Raw genomic sequence first — 21246 nt, forward strand, 5'->3', positions numbered from 1 at the left:
TTGCAAAAGCAAACTCAAGGATGGTGACTCAAAGAGAGATACCATAGTCTACCTTCCAAACCCTCTCTAGAAGGAATGGAGAAAGCAAAATGAAAAAAGCAGTGACAAGCCTTGGACTCATTGTGGCATTAAGTCCAGTGGCAAATGTATTCGCCCAAGATGATTCAAACTTTTATCTTGGTGGTCGTTTCGGTGTGTCTACGTTGACGGACGCGTGCCAAGCAGGCAACTGTGGTAGTCTCGGAAACGACGAAGTTGCCGGAGGCCTGATTCTTGGCTACGACTTCGGTAATAACTTTTCCATTGAATCAACTTATGACTATCTTGGTCGTTTCGATACCGCATTCAATGGCGTAAACCCTGGTGCCGGTGACCTGACCGCATTAACGCTAGCACCGAAATTCAATGTAGGCGTTACAGACCTTACTGATATCTACGGTAAGCTCGGACTTGCATGGTGGAACTGGAACAGCAAAGTAGGTACAGGTGATCAAGACGATTACTCAATTCTTGCTGCTTTGGGTGTTGACCACCGTGCTAATGACTTGGTTAATGTTCGTTTGGAATATCAATACATTCCAGACATGGACAAAGGCTATTTCGATGCTGACAACCATTTAATTACCGCTGGTGTGACTTTTCACTTTGGCCGTCACAAAGAGCCAGAACCGCAGCCAGCCAGAGCCAGAGCCAGTCGTAGTTGAAGAAGTCGTTGTCGTAGAAACTGTTGTTGAAGAATCTAAGAGGTACGTATTCTCTGAAGCAGATGAAGTTGAACTGTTTGCCTTTGGTAAATCTGAACTCTCTCCTGGCGCTTCACAGCAATTGGATCCAATGCTTAAGCGTCTGCAGGATTTTGAAGAAGCGACTGCAATCATCATTGGTCATACTGACAGTGTAGGTTCTGAAGTATTCAACCAAAAACTGTCCGAAGAGCGCGCACGAACTGTTGCAAACTACTTCACTTCAAACGGCATCAGTGCAGACCGTCTAAGCGTTGTTGGCGAAGGGGAATCTAACCCAGTTGCCTCAAACGACACAGCTGAAGGTCGTGCGAAAAACCGCCGCGTTGAAATCGAATCTCCAGAGTTTGTTTACGAAGAGTAATCAAATAACCGGGGTCAGAAAAGCCACGCAATAGTGTGGCTTTTTTCTTATCTTTCGGCATAACTTGGCAAGTTAACCAACATAGCATCAATCTTGCAGCGATCTTCATCCGCTACACCCGCAACACGCTGATATACGGGTGAGTGCCTATCATCGATACGAGGGAAATCCCATCCATACGTTGAAGTAATAAAACTCTCCGCAAAATCTGCCGAGTATCTCAAGCATCCAGCCAAAACCGTATCGACATAACTTTGAGCTATTGGATGACTACTGCAAGGTGCTATCACTTCATCTGTTACGTACACATACACGAGACCATCAACCACAAAGTCATCTACCAGCACCTGAATACGCTCAGAGTCCAAAAGAACACGTTGATACCCAGCTTCTCGGATATCAAACACCTCTAATGCACTATCATCAATGTGAATTAATACTCCGTTGCAATGCCCTTCGCCTTCCCGAACAACCAAGTGAGACATGACAGGCGAGCCCGTATACCCCCAGTGTCTTTGCAAACCCGACACTTTCGCAGGCACCGCACGTCCCGTTTCTCCGGTCAGACGCCTTGAAGCATCGTTTATCAAACTTCCATATCCAAATATATACATAAATTATCGAACAATTATCATTAATTACTTAATTGGATTAATCCAAACAACACGTGGTACTGTCAACGTTGTAACCTGAGAATCTGTGGTTGTTCAGGAAGAACAGCATTCTCTGCATAGCAAGTCTCAATCTTTCCTAAATTTCTTTACGTTCAGTATGATTCTAAAGCACTATTCTGTCCGACCGCAGTTTGAAGGATGTGTCTGCGGTACCTCCGAAGATACGACATGGATAAAAACAATGACCGCTTACCAAAGCTTAGAAAAACAATTTAAAAAACTTTTCAATTACGAACACCTCGCCGCGATTTGTGGGTGGGATCAAGCTGCCATGATGCCTGATGGCGGTAACGAAGCCAGAGCGCATGCAATGAGTGAGCTCGCTGTACTTTGCCACGAAACCCTGACAGCACCGGAAATGGGTCAATGGATTGAAGAAGCAGAAGCAACTGTCGCTTCACTTTCTGAAGAACAAAAAGTCAGCTTGAAAGAAATGAAGCGCGTTTGGCAACAAGCGACTGTCTTACCTTCTTATTTGGTTGAAGCAAAATCCATCGCGGGTTCGAAGTGTGAGCACGAGTGGCGCACCCAACGCAAAGAAAACGAGTGGGATAAATTCGCAGTCAATCTCAAGGATGTAGTAAAACTCGCTCGAGAAGAAGCAGATATCCGCGCGGAACAAACAGGCTTGAGCAAATACAACGCCATGCTGGACCTTTATGAGCCGGGGATGACAACAGAGAAGCTGGACGTTATCTTTGGCGAACTCAAATCTTGGTTACCCGAGCTAACACGTCAAATCATCGAAAAACAGTCAACCGTTACTGTAGAAGAGCCCGCAGGGCCCTTCCCAACTGAACAGCAAGCGGAACTCGGCAAAAAGCTGATGAGGATTCTAGGCTTCGACTTTAACCATGGTCGACTTGATGTTTCAATCCACCCTTTCTGTGGTGGTGTTCCTCAAGATGTTCGTATTACTACGCGATACAATGAAGAAGACTTTACCCAGGCCATCATGGGTGTGGTTCATGAAACCGGACATGCGCGCTATGAGCAAGGCCTACCAGCATCCTTACAAGGCTTCCCTGCTGGCCAAGCACGCTCAATGGGTATTCATGAAAGTCAAAGTCTGTTTTTCGAAATGCAACTCGCACGGAGCCCAGAATTTGTCGAACACATTGCTTCGTTCGCACGAGATACCTTTGACCGTCAGTCTGACCAAGACTTCGATATAAGCAACATCAACGCTCTTTATAAACGCGTGCAACCCGGTTACATTCGTGTAGACGCAGATGAAGTGACCTATCCAGCTCACGTTATCCTTCGCTATGAAATAGAACGCGATTTGATTGAAGGCAACATTGAAGTGGATGACATTCCAGGTATCTGGGATCTGAAGATGCAGGAGTATCTTGGTATCTCCACCGAAGGTAATTTCACTAATGGGTGTATGCAAGATATCCACTGGACAGACGGTTCTTTCGGCTATTTCCCAAGCTATACACTAGGTGCCATGTATGCAGCTCAATTTATGCACGCCATGCGCAAAGACGTGGATGTTGATACCTGCATTCGCAATCTAGACATGAAGCCAATCAGTGCTTGGCTTGAGGAAAATATATGGTCAAAAGGCTCTACGCTGTCAACTGAGGAACTCGTTATTCAGGCCACGGGTGAACCGCTGAATCCTGAGTACTTTAAGCAGCACCTTATCGAGCGTTACTTAAACAATTGATGAAATCCACCAGCTCGGCCAATGGCTGCGCTGGTAAATTCTTTCAAATGGGGTTTAAAAACAGAAAAGAGGTTCAATTCATCATATACCGATGGCTGAGGCACGTTTGCACTCTATTACTGATAAATTGAAGGGAAAAAACGCTCCATAAAAATCTCTGGCTTAGAAAGTTCGGCGAACCCAATTTTTTTGTACAGGTTTTGGCCTTCAGGCGTGGCTGCCAAGGTCCACCGTCTTAACCCTTGCAGATCTGGGTGTTCAACAATGCAGTTAAGCAACCAGGTCGCTATACCTTGGTGGCGGTAATCAGGCAACACAAAAACATCAACCAGATTTGCAAACGTTGCACAGTCGGAGATCACTCTGGCAAAGCCAATTTGTCGATTCTGACTGTAGATACCAAAGTTGACTGAGCGCGAGAGCGATTTTTCTACCGTTTGGAGAGGGATACCTTTGGCCCATCTTGATTCTTCACATAGAAACTGATGGATCAAAGAAACATTTAGCCTCTCGATGTTGGTGTCTATCTCAAGTGCATCTTTTTGCCATTTCATGGCCACCTCCTTATTCGTATCAATGTTGAATTCCATTTCACTTAAAAACCGTAGTAGAAGCTTCAGTAAGTTCTGAGCGAAGCGCAGTCCAAAAGAGTATTGCACAGAGGAAGAACCCTCTCTTCAATTTCATCAATGACCTCTTCATAGAGCATGTCATATCCCCTTCCTACGCTATCCGCATCAACGGAGATGACTGGGACAGTCGCTCAAATGCAATACCTAGATATGAATGCTATAACTTGTCGCGCACGGTAACAGCGGGTATCGCCACTTCAAGCCCTCGTCTTATCAGTTAGGGATCACCGATCACGTCTAATTGTTTAATCATATCTTTATTAGGCATCGTGGGTAACAATTTGGGATTCAGTATCGACTCTGTTTGGTTCTTTTGAAGAACATTGTCGAAACCCTGTGGTTTTTCCATCAACATTAAATCAAATTGCTTTTCGAACAAAACCATCTGCTCCAGCTTGATACTATCAAGCGTTGCATCTAGCTTTGCTTCATTAATGAGTACGCTCTGGTAATCAGAGTTGTATAACGGTTTGAATTCCGGATGACTTGTCATATGAATAAAGTTACTACTCGATTTTTTTACCAGAAGTAAATTATTTAGCTCCTTGTGATAGCCCATCAACTGAAACGGAATCCCTCACACTGCACACAATACAAACAATGCAGGGGCACACACTAACATGACGCCTAGATAAATCCTGACGCAAGTCACGAACCAAAGATGTATGAATATCAAAAAGAATGAAATAAGTATGAATTATATTTTATGGTGGAAGAAATCACTCATTTCCTGTACGAAAACCTCAAGTGTTTTCTTCTTTTTTTCAACAACGTTTCGATACGAAACCTTAAAAATTACTCTGATTGAAACTTAATTATTTCAGTAAAAACATAAAACGCAGAACCCCATATATGGCCAGTGCTATCTAGTCCGTTTACCATTCTTTACATAAAGTTGTGTGAAGATAATATTCTACCCTAGAAGAAGAAATTAAAAACCACCCAGGAATAAATGATGATGAATCCACTAAAATTGATACCAATACTTATATTAATGATTACTTTTTCGCTTTCTTCGATTGCAGGAGAATTTGAACATCAAGTGAAAGAAAATTGGGAAAAATGGGGGCCATATAAGTTAAAGACCGTGGAAATTGGTATGGGTGAAATTAGCAGAGCCGATACTACTTTTAGGAATATTGTAGGTAGTCCTACCGGGACTAATTTCAAGTACTTTGAGGGCAGTCGTATTGGCTTACAAGTAGTAAGTTTAGGTTTTGTTAACGGTTTCCAAGGAAAGGTAGACAACAGTATTCACCATAAGATAAATACGTCTTTATACTTTTCCGCATTTCAAGGCGATGCTATTAAGTCGAATATATTTTTCTTTAACCCAAAAATTCAGTGGTTATAAAATATATTCGTAAAAGAAAACTATCGTTTTGGAGAAACTGGCGTACAATTTTTGCGATTTAGGGGGGGGTGGGTTTAATGGTAAGTTTGGAACTAATCCGAGAAAAAATTATTTAGAAAAGTCTGTTGTGTCATTTTCTGATGCCAATAGAGAATTTACTTATGCGCCTATACTAACTGGATTAGGTGTTTATCTTAGAGAAGAGATCGATATTCTTGTAGGTTTTCGTATGAGATTTCTCATTCCATCACATGTTACTGTCCGCCACTCAAAAAATGTTTCAATAAAATACTTTTAAATTTTCAATAGCCATACTGAAAAATAGCACAACAATTATTGGCTTTGTTATGCAATATTTTTGATACGGAAAATATTTATGTAACAAAGCTTATATAAAACAACCTTTAGTCTATAATCAGTAATAGAACATATATAAGTAAGAAATAAAACCATACCAAAAAACATTACTGAGTGCGTAACGAGCAAATTGTCATAAATATGAGAGATGGTAAAAAGTAATTACAATTTATAGATACTTACTTTAGCGGGCTTTATCTTTTGAAAAAATTCACAGAAAAATCACTTACCTTTTTAAATGAGTCAAGCAGAATATGGCGCTTAAAATCTCTACTTCTTACTGAGAAACCGTATTGCAACCCAACCATCTATTTATCACACTTCAATTGTCTACGAATAGAAATAATTTTCTCAATATCAAGTGAGAATAGTTAGGGAAATTAATGGAGATAACCCGGAATCAGATAGGTCTACTGTACACTGCTTTGGTCATCGAGTTATTCATTAATATTTCTGACATAACGCAAGAAAACGTATAACTACACTAAGAGAGGCAACCACCAAATGGCTCTGACGGCTAGTAAGACCTTGAACTACCTGACAACACAATTTACAACCCGGAGTCTTTACTCATTACTGTTTGTCGTAGCCCCATTACTTATCGCATTAGCTGCGCTATGTATCGGTAGATATGTAGTACCACCTGATCATGTTTTAGGGATTTTACTTTCAAAGATTCTTCCCCTAGACCCATTTTGGAAACCAGTTGAAGAGACTGTTGTGTTTAATATTCGTTTGCCTAGAGTGATTTTGGCGATGTTTATTGGCGCTGGGCTCGCTGTTGCTGGAGCAGCATTTCAGGGGCTTTTTGGTAATCCACTTGTCAGCCCACATATTCTGGGGGTGTCATCTGGTGCGGGCTTTGGTGCAGCCTTATCCATTCTTATTTTCAGACATATGGCTTTTGTACCTCTTGGCGCTCTTATTTTCGGTGTTATGGCAATGATAGTTGCACTTTGGATCTCGCGCCGTAACGGGCAATCCTCTTTGTTTATGCTGATTCTGGCTGGAGTAATTACAGCAGCCCTATTTGAAGCGATGTTATCACTGATTAAGTATTTGGCTGACCCTGATGATACGCTGCCTACCATTGTTTACTGGTTAATGGGAAGTTTGACCTCAGCAAACTGGTCCATGCTTTCATGGGGGCTACCCCTTATCTTTATTGGATTGAGTATCCTCTACATGCTGCGTTGGCGGTTAAATATTTTATCTCTGTCTGATATTGAAGCCCGTGCACTTGGTGTGAATCTAAATAGGATGCGTTGGATTGTTATTTTAGCTGCGACTCTGATTACTGCAGCATCAGTATCACTCGCTGGCATTGTAGGGTGGGTGGGGCTCGTGATCCCTCATATTGCCAGGATGATTGTCGGAGCGAATCACCAAGCAATGATCCCAGCATCTATATCACTTGGTGCAGGCTATCTGCTATTGGTAGATACAGTGGCTCGTACAGCTACCAGTGCAGAAATACCACTCTCTATTCTTACGGCAGTAATTGGTGCTCCTTTTTTTGCGTGGCTATTAAAAAGTACAAAAGGAGGTTGGGCATGACGTTGGAAGTAAAGTCGGGTTATTTTGGACATAGTCCATCACAGCCGATTGTTTCAGATCTTAACTTTTTTCTTCAGCCTGGGGAGATAATGGCAATTCTGGGACCAAATGGTGTGGGGAAAACAACGCTTATTAATGCTGTAATGGGTATCCATCGTTGGCAAGAAGGAGAAACTTTGGTTCGGGAGCGACCTATTACCCAGTTTACACCTCGGGAGCTATGGAAAGAACTAGGATATGTACCTCAGGCTCGCACAAATGCATTCGCCTACTCCGTCATGGATATGATTTTACTGGGAAGATCGACACATCTTGGTATTTTTGACAGACCGGGTATCAAGGACAAAGACGCAGCTAGACAAGTAATGGAAAGATTAGAAATTGGGCATCTTGAACATTGCTTTTGTAACGCGATTTCCGGTGGTGAGCTGCAACTCGTGTTTATTGCTCGTGCCTTATTGGCTCAACCCTCTATTTTATTTCTTGATGAACCAGAATCTCATTTGGATTTTAAAAAGCAACTGATAATCCTTGGGATCATTGAGAAGCTGGCACGAGAAGACAACATTATCTGTGTGCTCAATACACATTTCCCCAATCATGCTCTGCGTATTGCACATAAAGTCTTGTTGATGGACGCAGATCGTAACCATCATTTTGGCACAGTTGAAGATATTCTCACTGAGCAAGCAATCCAGGATTGCTTCGGTGTCAAAGCAGTCATGTCAGATATTTCACTAGGCGATAGAACTCATCGTGCTATTCACCCTATTTCCCTTGTCGATTCAATATATTCTGACAAAAACATATAGGAGTAAAACATGTCGATATCAAACTTATATTTGCTGGGAATTATTGGCCTTACTGCTTCATCACCGATGGCAAATGAAACTCATTTTGTTACCGACCGTATGGGAAGAACTGTAGAGATTCCCACCAGTGTTAATCGCGTTGCGACAGATTTTATGCCATTCCCATCAGCTTGGTATATCTCTACTGGTTCTGACAAAGAGATTGTAGGCATTCCTCCAAACAGTCTGAAAATGGCTGAACGGAACATCTTGGGACGCATAGCACCTTCTATTTTAAAGGCTAATACGGGTTTTACTCAGGGTAAAAGTGTGAACGTAGAGGAGTTGCTGAAGCTCACTCCCGATATATTTGTGTCTTATGAGAGTAGGCCTTCAATTGCAGATGTTGAGCGAATTGGTATTCCTGTTTTGGCGCTCGATGTTCTCTCCCAATCAAAAGGTAATGTGTTTGATACCTATTCCGGTTGGATGAGTCTTTTGGGGCAAGTTGCGGGTCAGGAAAAACGAGCAAGTGAAATCATTGCTTACGCTGATGGTATTCTAAAACAAACACGCGCACACGTTGCAAAGATCCCACAGAATAAACGCCCAGGAGCCCTATTTTTTTCTCGACTTGGCGAAAACAGTTTGAAAATTAACGGTACTGGTCATTTTGGTCACTTTTGGATGACAGAAGCGGGAACAATAAACCTGGCACCCAAGGATATCCCACCACTTGCTGACATTAATATGGAGCAGGTCTACAGTATGGACCCCGAGATCATATTCATCTCAAACTTCTCTCCAGCAAAGCCTGTTGATCTTTATGAAAACCGTATTCCCGGACAAGACTGGAGTCATGTGGCTGCCATAAAAAATCGCCGTGTTTACAAAATTCCAGAGGGTATATTTCAATGGTACCCGCCTTCTGCTGATGCGCCACTAATGCTGCAATGGATAGCTCAGAAAAGTCACCCAGAAATATTTAACACCTATAAGATTGAAGATGCTATCCGACAGTATTACTCTCGCTATTATTCGTTTAATTTAACAGATAAAGATATTACGCAGATACTCTATCCACCGTTCTAACATTACAAGGTTGGAATACATACTTGTCATTCACCCTTATGCAGACAGACAGTTAATTTAGAGGAATAGTTATGATAGCCGTACCTGAATGGCCAGAAAATCTGGTGGGTTACAAAAAAACACGCGAGTTTTCTGAGAAGAACGTGCCTGCCGCACTGTTACGTGATCACGCGACTGCAGCAGGAGTGTGGGGAAGATTACATGTTCTTGAAGGTAGCTTAGGCTTTTGCGACCAAGTGAGCGGAGAGACCATGGTATTGTCGCCTGGTGTACATCAATGTATCTATCCTGACCGTGTGCATCACGTCAGTATTCAAGAGTCGGTGCGCTTTTTTGTCGAATTTTGTCATCAAAAAGCCGATGACAAAAAAGAGATTGACGATGACCCTGATAAGTTTCCTCATCGTAAATAAGACGAGTGTCTCACCAGAGATTTGACGATTTGATCCGTACAATCAGTTTTGGACACCCCCTTAAAATGGTAGAAGTTCACTTCACCTACCCTTCTACCTTTGCGTCCAAATAATACTCCTCCCTCCTCGATTTTAGGCAAGAAAACACAGTGTTAAGCACCCCTCAAAGACGGTAAAGTGATTTACGCACAACAACCCGACACCGCAGACAGAAGCTGCGCCGCATCGAAGAAATGCCAGGCACTCGCGTCACGTACCATGATGATTGTGGGGGCTAATTCCGCATAAGTATTTAAATGCATAAGGAGAGATTAGATGTACTTATAGCTGGTAGTCATGCTGCTCGACACGGCCGCAATATTCGGTGCCTCTGTCCGTGAGGATGCGCAGCTTCGGTAGTGCTTCAGATTCAAAGAGCAGCAACACCTTGTCATTGAGCAAATGTGCCGTAGTAGTGGCGTTTTCGTGGTGTAGAGCTTGGCAAAGGCAACTTTGCTGTAGGTATAGACGAAGGTATGTTGGTAGATGCATCGAACGCCGCTTGCCGAGGTGAATACACCTTGCTTCCTCAATTCGTTGCTCGTTCACACTTGCCCATGAGCAGCATATTCCAGCGCATAAACAACGACAGCTAGCTCTTGATAGCAATAGAAAGTGTCTCTGGAGACACCCATGACTTTACAGGCTTTTGAGACATTACCGAGTTCTTCTGCGAGATTGAGAAGCCCAGCTTTGTGTTTGATGATCGGATTGCTAGTATGGAGCATGAGAGCTACCTCTTTGTTTCTTTGATTTAAGATTCAGCACCTTAATCAAAGTGGGTAACTCTCTTCTTTTCAAATCGAAGTGTCAGATCTGGTTGGAACTAGTACGCATAAACGCTAACAATCTTACTGTCCTACTCATTCTTGTCATCAAAAAAACTATTTATCATGTCCTCGAGCACTGAAATATGTTCTTCCTCAAGCAATGTATTGTGATCTCCTGGCGTAGATGTGTCGGTAAAGCACGAGAAAAGCTGTTGCCAATAACGCTCTGGATAATGGGGCAAGTAAGGATCCCGCTCCTGCGCTTTGATATAGTGAATCCGAAAAGGCACATCACATGGCTTGTACTCAAACATGAGCTGTGAGTTTGATGTAAATTGTTCCATTTCATAGCGCCATGCTTTTTCAGACCCTTTCGCTCCGCTTTCCGTAAGTCGATTAATGGCATGTTGAATCATCTTCTCTTTCGTCATCTCACGATGTGGTGGCTCGCCTAAGGCTAATCCGTAGTTGACCTTTAGTAAAAATGCCAAAATATCCCACTCATGACCACTTTTAACAGGCGAATCATCTAACCCAGGAGCGGGCGTATCCAACATGATGACAGCTTCGACCGCTGTCTGATTTCTCTCGCAAAGGCGAGCTACCTCTAATGCCACTAAACCACCGAACGAGTGTCCTATTAACACAAGAGGTTTATCCGCATTTACAGTTTTTATTTCAGAAAAATAGGCCTGGGACATTTCTTCTATTGAGTCAAATTTCTCATCGCTAATGCCTTGAAGCCCATATACATTCTTATACTTGCCTAATCGCTCAGCAAGAGGTATGTAAGGATACACGCTGCCACTAATGGCATGCATGCAGTACACCATGGGAACGTTTTCATTGTCGATACACAAAGGCACGAGATGGCGAGCCTGAGAGACCATAGATCGCGCTTTAGTTTGCTCGATTACGTCCGCCAACTGCCTTATTGTTGGAGACTCCATGACAACCGTATTTGACAGGACAACATCCATTTGCTCTTTGATATCTGCGACTAACATCAATGCCACCATTGAGTCTCCACCCAGCTCAGAAAAATGGCTATCTCTATCAATACCCTCAGCCCCAAGAAGGGTTGTCCACATCTGCGCCAACGTTTTCTCTACCTCAGAAACAAGGTTTGTTGATGTCATACAAGTTGGTTCAGCTTCAACAGACTCTCGCGGGGCCTCATATTGATATTCCTGTTCATCAGCTTGCGCCAGAAACACGCAATGTCCTGTCCCAGGGATAAGTTCGTAAGATTTCACCTCATTGAAACCACTTTGGCTCAATGAACTTTGCCAGTCTCTGCGCGCATAAAAAGGATTTATCGATGTACGTCCGGGCTCGTCTAGCTCAGGCATCACTAAACTTTCGACAAATGAGAACGCAGGGTCGACGTGTGTTATTTCCCACATAATAAATAACCCATTGGGTGCCAGCAGCTCACGAATCCGTCGCAGTGTTTTTGGAATACTCTGCGCCACATGAACACTGAGTGTTGCTACGACTAACTGATATGTTCCTGCTTGAAAACCCTGAAGCTCAGGATCTTTGTTTACGTCAAATGTCTGAAAATCCAAAAAAGCGTAATCTGCGAATTTAGACTTCGCCGCATTGGTAAAGTACATTGAGATATCGGTAAAGACATAATGCGTCCGATGCGGCTCAAAAATTGGCAATAATGCTTGTGTTGTCAATCCCTGCCCTGCACCAATTTCAAGGAGTTCAAGGTGTTCCCTGTGACTGCTGAGCTCTGCCACTGCTGTTTGGATCAACCCATTGAAGAATGACTGAAGCCGTTCGCGTAAAGACTGAGGGTTCGCCGATAATGTCGGAGAATAGATCGCTTCTCTGGGATCATACCTTCCTATAAATATGTCTGGTAATGCATCCGCTATGGCTTTAATCAACTGAAGCACTTCTCGTTCTTCGGGCCAATTTTGACACGCACTATGATACAAAGCGGAAAATGACCCGGTCCTATTCCCCTCAACTAACTGGGATTGCCAGTAATCAGCGTATAACTGAAACTCGGTTCGAAGTTCTTTTGGCAGTGAGTGCTGCGCAAAGCCTTGCGTGCACAACGCTTGCAACATTTGATTCCATTCATGATATCGACATGCAAGTACTTGGAATTCAGAGCTAAACACAGTGCAATAACTATCAAGCCGACGGGTTAAAACTGGCCAAAATGGCTCTGACAGTTCAACGGCTCGAGAATGGGCTGGTTCCACCCAATACTTCTCTTTCGATAAAGGGCTGGCTGGCAACAATAAACGAGGTGATTTTCCTCCTACATCCCTAAAATGCTCGCTGCCAATCAGACCGGATTGCCAAAACAATGCCAACGTTACCTTTACTTCCCCATCGCGCTGTTTCGGAAGGCAAGACAATGTATCAGTACAGCTTCCAATCGTCGCTTTGGTAAATCGGCTCAACACCTCTTGAGGTCCCACTTCGACATAGATAGCCGATGGTAGCTCTGAATTAAGGGCCATTATTCCATCACCGAATTTCACAGAAGCCAACACATGTTCAGACCAATAGTCTGCTGAGGTAGCCTCTTCATCCTTCAGCCAGTTTCCAGTGACGTTCGAGATAATAGGTACGCTGGGTGGACGCATCACCCAATCACTCATGAACTGCCTCAGTTGCTTGGCCGCATTAGTCATCAGAGAAGAGTGAAACGCCCCGGAGGTTGGTAACCGTTGAACGGCGATCCCATCACGCTTTAACGCCACCATCAAATTTTCAATATTGTCCACCGCTCCGGACAATACGATCTGATGAGGGCTGTTTATAGCTGCCACGGAAATCTCTGGTACTTGATAGGATGCAAATGCCGCAGAATCCATCGACACAGCGATCATTTGCCCACTTGGTGCCTCCTGCATCAATTGGCCACGCCGTACCATTAAGATTAATGCTTGCTCTAATGAAAATACGCCAGCCAAACATGCTGCTACATATTCCCCTAAACTGTGTCCGATGAGGGCTCGCGGTTCCATGCCCAGGTTGATGAGCTCCTTGGCTAACGCATATTCAATAGAGAAAAGGTAGGGCTGTAAGCGTGCAGTATCGCTTATGCACTCAACGGCGACCTCATCAGTGATAAAGGGAAAGAAATCTAGTTGGTGTTGTTGCAACAACATGTCAAAGCACTGTTTCAGTGTGCGCGCGTACTCCGGCATTGACAACCACCGATTCGCCATTGCAGCAAACTGAGCTCCTTGTCCAGGAAACATAAATACAACTGGGTCTGAGGTTTCTCTAACTGTGCCTTTTTCTAAAAGATAGCTCGCCGTAAGGCTCTCAAGCAATTCGCCTCGACGACTAGCCTGATAGCATTTTCGATACAAGCCGTCCCCACACTGCTCAGCAAGTTGGTGGGATAAAGTAGATAGGGAAATATCGGGCGTTGCCTGTAACCAGCTCTGAAGCAGGCTAATGCGTCGAGCCAATTGCTCAGGTGTGCGCGCAGCAACGGGGAAAAACTTACTGCTTATCTGCTCCGGTTCGTCACTTGAACAAGTAGGTGGCTCTTGAATGATAATATGAGCGTTAGTTCCTCCAATGCCAAATGCGCTTACTCCCGCATTGCGCTGTTCACTATCCCACGTACCTTGCCCGAACAGTGACAAAGCACTGCGGTCAAAACCACATTCCGGATTGGGGCATTCAATATGCAAATTGGGTATCCATTGCTTGTGATTTAGCACTAATATCGCTTTGATAAGAGCCGCAACACCTGATGCCGTATCCGTATGACCAAGCACAGGTTTGAGCGTCCCGATGTAAAGCGGGGCTTTCATTTCAGCCTCAGAAAAAACAGCTTTCAAAGCCATAGCTTCAATGGGGTCTCCTAACATGGTTCCCGTACCATGGCTCTCGACATAGCCAATTTGGGAAGGTTGAAGTTCCGCTTGTTCCAAAGCAGAGCGGATCACTTCCAGTTGGCCTTGTACACTTGGAGCCGTAAAACCCACTTTTAGGTCGCCATCGTTGTTCACCGCCGACCCTTTGATCACTGCCAATATTGGGTCGCCATCTTCAAGGGCTTCTTCTAATCCTTTGAGCAGCACTATGCCGCACCCACTTCCTCCCACAGTACCTTGCGCAGCCTGATCAAACGCACGGCATACCCCGTCAGGGGAATGAATACCACCAGGTTGATACAGATATCCGGCGTGGTGAGGCAGTTGTATCGTGCAGCCACCAGCTAACGCCGCATCGCACTCACCGTTTAAAATGCTCTGACACGCCATGTGCACCGCGACTAACGATGTTGAACACGCCGTTTGAACATTCACGCTAGGACCCGTTAGGTTCAAGTGATATGACACCCGAGTTGTGACAAAGTCCTTCTCATTTAAAAACGGAATACGAGGATCATCAAGGTGTGCCAGGTTGACTGTTCGATAAAGCGGCGTACCTACGCCACCGAAAACGCCGATTGAAAGCGACTGAGATTTTGGTACATACCCTACCCTTTCTAATGCTTCCCAGGCACATGTTAAAAAGCACCGTTGCTGTGGATCTATAAGACCGGCGTCAACTGGGCGGATCCCAAACAACTCTGGTTCAAACTCATCCATACCCTCAATGCTTCCGTGAACCCGCACATAGTCTTCTCTTTTATAAACCTCCGGTGCAATCCCGGAACGTTGCAGCATTGATTCATCCAAAGTAGTCGTTAAAGGGCGTCCTTCTTGTAGACGAAGCCATAATTCTTCGGGAGAATTCGCTTGAGGGAAACGGCACGCATAACTGATCACCGCGATATCATTAGAAACATTCCTATCCATATCATTGTCCATTATTCTTGACTGGCGGGACGTCGGCGAGCACGGCGACGCGGTTGAGATGGTGTTTGAACGCGCTCAATACCTTCTTTCTGAGAAATTAACTGCTGTTGTAACTTAACCGTAGGATGAGCAAAGAGCTCCGACACCGAGATTTCAAGACCAAACGCTCGTTCTAGCTTATCGCGTAGCGCAACTATCGATATTGATGTTCCCCCTGCATCAAAAAAGTTTGTACTGCTACCGACATCAGTACCTAACTCCGATTTCCAAATCGACGAAATCACATCCAGAGAATCAGTGCCTTCAGCCTGCGCACTCTTGCTTGAAAACAAAGCCTCCACCTGTTGTATATCCACTTTACCGTTAGCAGTTAGAGGCATTGACGCCACAACCTGACACTGACCTGGGATGGCGTAGCTTGGCAATTGAAGCCGCAGTTTTGAGAGTAACGTTTCTACCTCGACCGCTTGAGCAGATACACATGCACATAGAGCGGATGAATCACCCAAAAACACATAAGCGTGATGCACACCTTCGATGGCACACAGAGCACTTTCTACTTCGCCCAACTCAACACGGTTACCTCGAATTTTGCACTGCCTATCCGCACGTCCCACAAACACTAAGTTGTTTTTATCGTCACAGTAAACGCGATCTTCTGTCTTGTAATATCGCGCTGCTTCACCATCAAACGTAAGCCAGACAAACTGACGCTGGGTCAAGGCATCTTTGTCAAGATATTCTTGCGCAAGGCAATCGCCCCCAATATAAAGCTCCCCTACTTCCATTGCGGCGCAGTCTTGATGTTCCGTATTTAGGACGCGCACCTCTATGTGGGCAAAAGGCCGGCCAATCGTTTGAGGATCATCTCCGTGCGAGAAAACATGGTATGTGGCAGCCACTGTCGCTTCTGAAGGGCCGTATACATTGATGACCTTCGTCACACGCGAGTAAGTTTCCATAAGCTCTGTCGTCGCTGCTTCCCCAGCGACGAGTAACACTTTCGTGTCAGTTAAAGCGTCAGGCGTGAGTAAACTCAAATAAGAAGGTGTCAGTGCCAATGTTTCAATGCGGTGCTCAACAATAAGTTGTTCAATTGAACGAGGGTCTTGGCGCTCTTCATCAGAAGCAATAAACAGCGTCTGTCCGGCCGATAAGGCAGTAAAAATCTCATAAACACTGCCATCAAAAGAAAACGGCGAAAATGCTAATGCACGTTCATACGCCCTCAAACCCAGCTCACTAAGATGAGCTTGAACCATGTTGCAGGCAGTGTGGTGAGAAATGCACACACCCTTTGGTCGACCCGTTGTGCCCGACGTGTAAACAAGGTAAGCCAGTGATGAACGCACCGACGGCACCAAAGGTTTGGGCCTAGCACTATCGCGGAGCGCATTACCGTCGAAGTTAATGACATCTCTCACTTCTTCTGCAAACGGCAGCGGCGCAATATCCGCTGAAGTGATCACTTGTTGAGCTTTTGTATCAACGAGAATCTGTCTCTTTCTTTCTTGTGGCCAACTAGGCTCAAGAAATACATATGGCTTACCAGCCTTAAGAACGGCCATCATAGCTACGATGGCCGAAACGCTTCTCGGAAGCGAAATACATACTGGTAGTGAATGTGTCACCTTCGCTGTAAGCAAACGATTCGCAAGTACCTCCGATGCATGATCTAGCTCACCATATGTCATGACCTGCCCTTCACAGCGCAGCGCCAACTTTTGTGGTTTATGTTGAGCGTTGGTTTTTATCTGCGTTAACAGGCTGTGATTTGGGGCAACTTCCTCGCTAGACATTAAGGGAACTACCTGCTCCTCCCTCGCTTCTATAACTTCTTCCAGAATGTCTATGTACTTGTCAAGCCATTGTCCGGCTTCACCACTTTCTAAGAAACCGTCCGCAAACAAGGCATGCACCGTCACCTTGTCGGACTCAAGCCTGACTTGCCACACCAAATCAAGCTGCGAATCACGCTGTTGGATCCAAGGCGTTTCGTCCAGCAGTCTCATTGGATCTTTTTCGGAGTGAACGGAGGCTAAATCAAAGCTAGCAAACAAGATCTGGTACACCGGATGTGTACCAAATACCGGCCGAGTGTTGAGTGTGTTAGCGATAAAAGAAAGGGGGGTATTTTGCCGTTTTTTAACCAACATCACCGATTCGCTTACCTTGGAAATCACCTCTTTCAACGTCTCGCCATTATTAATGGACACTCTTACTGGCAAGGCATTCACAAACAGGCCCATTTGATCAAAGGTAGTGGAATCACGATTATCGAACGGTAATCCGATGGTCAAATCTGACGTATTGAGCTTGTCACGAAGAAGCAAATAAAATCCAGCCAGTAAAAGCGTTATGACCGAACACCCGAATAATTGGCTACACCGTTGAAGTGTATGGAAACGCTCACCACTCATTGTCTCCGTTACGCACGATGCGGTACTCGGTAGGTTCACTGAACAGGTAAGAGGTAAAGGGAGCCTAGTAGGATGATAATCATTCAGATAATGTCGCCAATACGCCGCTAACTCCTCATATTCTTGAGGGTTAGGTACTGAAACACTGCCCTCGGAGGTGGCACCAGAAATTAAACGCTGCCCCCCATTCCTTATGTGAGAGTTAAAGTGTCGGAGAAGGGTCAAACAAGAGTAAGCGTCAAAGATCACGTGATGGATACAGAAAAAGACATACTGCTTCTCGTTACACATTATTGTCGTAACTCGCAAACATGCTTCTGTTAAGTCAAAAGGTCGGGAATATAGCTCCGTAAGTCGTTCTGCTAAAGCTTCGGTTCCAGTAACATTAAACGAAGATATATCAATAGGCTGCATTTCGGTTCTGCGCCGCCACGTTGACGTATCATCTTGGTAAAACTGAGCACTGAATATCGGGTATTGCCCCAGTACCTGTCTAATAAGGCTCTTTAGAATCTCTAGCTCCATGGGCTGAGTCACCTGCATCAACATGGCCAAGTGAAACTGCTTTGATTCAGGATGCATTCGCTGTGATACCAACATTCCTAGCTGATTATCACTGATTGAAGCCACTGAATTTGAACGTTCCAAAGATTGACTTTCGGGTGTTGTGGTAAGTGATGCTGCGATCTTGTTTGCTGTCCTGTGTTCAAAAATCGCTTCCGCAGGAACATCTTGCGTTAAACACGCTCTTGCGGCGGCCGATACTCGCACAGCGTCAATAGAACTCCCCCCACTTGCAAAAAAATCCTCTTCTAACCCAAAGTTTCGTCGTCTAAGGGTGAGGCCCATTAGAGTGGCGATTTGTTCATCAAAACCCACACTGCCGTTATGTCTGGGTTTAGGTAACGCCTTGAAATCCACCTTTCCATTTATCGTAATTGGCAAAGCATCAATGATTGTGATCGAATGAGGCTGCATATAACCAGGCAGATGTGCCTCACAATGCGCCCTCACACGCTCCTCTAACTCTTGGTTTCTTTTCGAGGCGATGTAAACCGCCAGATGCGCCCGCCCCAAACCAGTCTTATTCGTCACTATCGCTTGGACGACGCCCTGAACATCAAGAACAACCTGACGGATCTCATCAAGTTCAATTCGATGCCCTGCGATTTTTACCTGATCATCACCCCGACCGGAAAATAACAGTTCACCTGATGTAAGGCGCATGACCTTATCACCGGTTTTGTACCACCTATCCTCTCCGCTTGGGGACCAGCGCCTGACAAATGCATTTTCATTCACCTCGGGTAATTGCCAGTATCCCTGCGAGACACCGTCACCAGAGACCCACAACTCACCAGTATCTCCTTCAGACGAAGCTGATGCCCCTGATTCATCCATCAATAAAATGCGTGAATTAGACAATGGATAACCAATATTCAGTGCTTCATCGCCGCTTTGATAGAGGTGAGCTGTGACACACACCGTGCATTCTGTCGGCCCATACGCATTAAAGATTCGCTTAACTGAACTCAAAGATTCAAACAAGCGCACGCTTGGCGACTCTCCAGCCACAATCAAGGTGTTAATTGATTGAAGTGACTTGGGGTCTAACCACTCCAGAATGGATGGGGGTAACGTCGCCATATCGACGTTTTGCTCTCGAATCAGTGTCTGCAAACGTTCTGGTACACGCTTATCCTCATCCGTGCACACGAATAACGTATGTCCACATGCCAGTCCGGGGAAAAGTTCAAACACGCTTGCGTCAAAAACACAGTCAGAAAACAATAAGCTACGACGATGCTCATCGGTAAAAAAGCGCTGTATGTGGGCATCAATGAGTGAAGACAGGTTGCGGTGGGAAATACAAACACCTTTCGGTGTTCCCGTGGAGCCCGATGTGTATATCAGATAAGCCTGTTGCTCAAGTGAACACATTGGAAAAGTCGTGTCCGAAACAACCGTGTTCCTAAGAAGATCATCAAACAGCACCCCTAGCTCTTGGCATCGCGTCACATTAAGGCTATCCGTAATGACTAGTGCGCATGATGCATCATTAATAATGTGTGCAATTCGTTGTTCTGGAAACCGGGCAGATAAGGGGACATAACATCCTCCCGCCTTCCAGATTGCTAGCATAGCCACATACAAATTCACATTCCGCTCCATCAAAAGCGCAATATGTGTCCCCTCAGGCATCTGCTGATTTGTTTGTTGATAGTGATGCATCAGGATGCCTTGGGCAATTTTCGTCGACTGCTCGGATAACTGCCCATAAGTCAATACGTTATGCTGGTCACACAAGGCCTGACGCAGTGGGGCTTGCTGAAGCCAATACTCAAAGTGGTCAAAAAAATGTGCAGCATGGATTCTAGCTGGCTGCGGTAAACGTTCACTTTGCGTAATCCAATCATGCAACGGCCACCGGTGATGGCTAAACTGCCTGTTATGAATACGAATCTGCTGATTGAATTTAAACCATGCCTCCTGACTTTCAGGTCGTAAAGCATCCAGTAAATCGGCCACTTGATAAAAAGTCTGCCCAAAGCCTAGTTCTTCAACCTTATTAGCAATCAGCCATTGATCATCCCCTTGAGGTAAGCAGAGCATCGGTGTTTCCACTGCCATGGCGTCCAAGACGCTATTCATACCCGAATGCGTCACAAAAACTCGGGCTTGTTTAAGCAATTCACCTTGATCAACCCAACGCTCCACCTTCACCAATGCCGAACTTATCGGAGATAGCGCTTCAAATAACGCCTCACTTCCCCCGCAAGAGACCACGATAGACAACCCATATTGGCGAAGACCATCGACGATGAGAGTGACATCATCAACCGTCAGCTGTTCAGAAAACTCGGTTCCAAACGAAACATAGATGATGTCACGCTCCTCAAACGCAAGGCACCCACTAAGGGGATGATACCCATGAAAGCTATTTGGCATATGACCGAAAGAAGGCGGAAATGTAGTCAGGCAACGGGAAGCATGTGTGTCGACCATCAGCCGATCCAACGGAGGAAAATGATCACGAAGAATCGGGTGACGCTCAAGACGTCTATTGCACTCTTGTTGAACTGACTTATCCAACGTATGTGATTGAAACGCTGTGGGTAACAACCCTTGATCAAGTTCCCATCTGTAATCATCGGAGCGACGAAAAAGGGAAGCGTGAAACGAAACGGCTTTGGGTGCATAAAGTGACAAGAGCGGGCGCGCAAAAACCGCATGGTCATCGACGACCAATACGTCAAACTTCCGATTGTCGCAGAACGCGATCAAGTCATCGATACACCGCTCAGCCAGAGACACATAGTATTTTACGAGATCGGTATAAGTGAGTTTTGACTTGTCTGGCAGATGGCTTGCCGCTTCAGAGAATGGTTGGCTTGGATAAGTCAATACCTCTACTTGATCAAGTCCAGAAAACATCAAGGACGTTGAGTTATTGCACACGACTGTCACTGAATGATAATGCCTTAGCTTAATAACGTTTTCCCTAATCGGGTTTACATGACCAAACGCAGAGTGACAGAAGAACAAGAGATGTTTTTTCTTCATGATCG

General features: G+C 44.9%; 14 protein-coding genes and 1 pseudogene. 9 read left to right on the plus strand and 6 right to left on the minus strand.

Features of this window, described 5'->3' with window-relative positions:
• The first annotated feature begins 89 nt into the window (after nt 1-89).
• Both VP504_RS02695 and VP504_RS02700 read left to right on the plus strand, forming a co-directional pair.
• The gene (locus VP504_RS02695; protein WP_325892824.1) at nt 90-704 is read left to right on the plus strand and encodes an outer membrane beta-barrel protein; all 615 of its coding nucleotides are present in this window, start codon (nt 90-92) and stop codon (nt 702-704) included.
• Nucleotides 646-1107, plus strand: a complete 462-nt coding sequence (locus tag VP504_RS02700; protein WP_325892825.1) for an OmpA family protein — start codon at nt 646-648, stop codon at nt 1105-1107. Before VP504_RS02695 ends, VP504_RS02700 begins: the two co-directional genes overlap by 59 nt.
• 47 nt (nt 1108-1154) lie before the next feature.
• On the opposite strand, the gene VP504_RS02705 is transcribed toward VP504_RS02700, so the two are convergent.
• Nucleotides 1155-1721, minus strand: a complete 567-nt coding sequence (locus VP504_RS02705; protein WP_062713378.1) for a gamma-glutamylcyclotransferase family protein — start codon at nt 1719-1721, stop codon at nt 1155-1157.
• 241 nt (nt 1722-1962) lie between these two features.
• Between VP504_RS02705 and VP504_RS02710 the strand changes: the two genes are divergently transcribed.
• The gene (locus VP504_RS02710) at nt 1963-3456 is read left to right on the plus strand and encodes a carboxypeptidase M32 (RefSeq protein WP_325892826.1); all 1494 of its coding nucleotides are present in this window, start codon (nt 1963-1965) and stop codon (nt 3454-3456) included.
• A 116-nt stretch (nt 3457-3572) separates the two neighbouring features.
• Here the strand turns inward: VP504_RS02710 and VP504_RS02715 are convergent, their stop codons facing one another.
• On the minus strand, nt 3573-4010 hold the full coding sequence (locus VP504_RS02715) for a GNAT family N-acetyltransferase (protein ID WP_325892827.1): 438 nt from the start codon (nt 4008-4010) through the stop codon (nt 3573-3575).
• Between the two features lie 295 nt (nt 4011-4305).
• Nucleotides 4306-4650, minus strand: coding sequence for a hypothetical protein (locus VP504_RS02720; protein ID WP_325892828.1), 345 nt, complete (start codon nt 4648-4650; stop codon nt 4306-4308).
• A 390-nt stretch (nt 4651-5040) separates the two neighbouring features.
• Between VP504_RS02720 and VP504_RS02725 the strand changes: the two genes are divergently transcribed.
• The 6 genes from VP504_RS02725 to VP504_RS02750 all read left to right on the plus strand — a co-directional run bounded on the left by VP504_RS02725 (nt 5041) and on the right by VP504_RS02750 (nt 9652).
• On the plus strand, nt 5041-5442 hold the full coding sequence (locus tag VP504_RS02725) for a hypothetical protein (RefSeq protein WP_325892829.1): 402 nt from the start codon (nt 5041-5043) through the stop codon (nt 5440-5442).
• 28 nt (nt 5443-5470) lie between these two features.
• Complete coding sequence (locus VP504_RS02730; protein WP_325892830.1) at nt 5471-5740, plus strand: hypothetical protein; 270 nt, start codon at nt 5471-5473, stop codon at nt 5738-5740.
• A 563-nt stretch (nt 5741-6303) separates the two neighbouring features.
• A complete protein-coding gene (locus VP504_RS02735) occupies nt 6304-7356 on the plus strand; it encodes a FecCD family ABC transporter permease (protein ID WP_325892831.1) in 1053 nt (350 codons plus the stop codon).
• Nucleotides 7353-8168 carry an ABC transporter ATP-binding protein gene (locus VP504_RS02740; RefSeq protein WP_325892832.1) on the plus strand — a complete coding sequence of 272 codons (816 nt, stop codon included), beginning with the start codon at nt 7353-7355 and terminating at the stop codon, nt 8166-8168. The genes VP504_RS02735 and VP504_RS02740 overlap by 4 nt, the downstream gene beginning before the upstream one ends.
• A gap of 9 nt (nt 8169-8177) precedes the next feature.
• On the plus strand, nt 8178-9239 hold the full coding sequence (locus VP504_RS02745) for an ABC transporter substrate-binding protein (protein WP_325892833.1): 1062 nt from the start codon (nt 8178-8180) through the stop codon (nt 9237-9239).
• A 71-nt stretch (nt 9240-9310) separates the two neighbouring features.
• Nucleotides 9311-9652: a DUF1971 domain-containing protein gene (locus tag VP504_RS02750; RefSeq protein WP_325892834.1), complete on the plus strand. Its 342-nt coding sequence runs from the start codon at nt 9311-9313 to the stop codon at nt 9650-9652.
• A 324-nt stretch (nt 9653-9976) separates the two neighbouring features.
• Here the strand turns inward: VP504_RS02750 and VP504_RS02755 are convergent.
• The 3 genes and pseudogenes from VP504_RS02755 to VP504_RS02765 form a co-directional block, all read right to left on the minus strand.
• Nucleotides 9977-10419, minus strand: a pseudogene (locus tag VP504_RS02755) (helix-turn-helix domain-containing protein); the annotation flags it as partial.
• Between the two features lie 131 nt (nt 10420-10550).
• Complete coding sequence (locus VP504_RS02760; RefSeq protein ID WP_325892835.1) at nt 10551-15257, minus strand: alpha/beta fold hydrolase; 4707 nt, start codon at nt 15255-15257, stop codon at nt 10551-10553.
• An 11-nt stretch (nt 15258-15268) separates the two neighbouring features.
• Complete coding sequence (locus tag VP504_RS02765) at nt 15269-21241, minus strand: non-ribosomal peptide synthetase (RefSeq protein WP_325892837.1); 5973 nt, start codon at nt 21239-21241, stop codon at nt 15269-15271.
• Between the last annotated feature and the right edge of the window lie 5 nt (nt 21242-21246).

This window comes from Grimontia sp. NTOU-MAR1, assembly GCF_035758505.1.
GTDB lineage: Bacteria > Pseudomonadota > Gammaproteobacteria > Enterobacterales > Vibrionaceae > Enterovibrio > Enterovibrio marinus.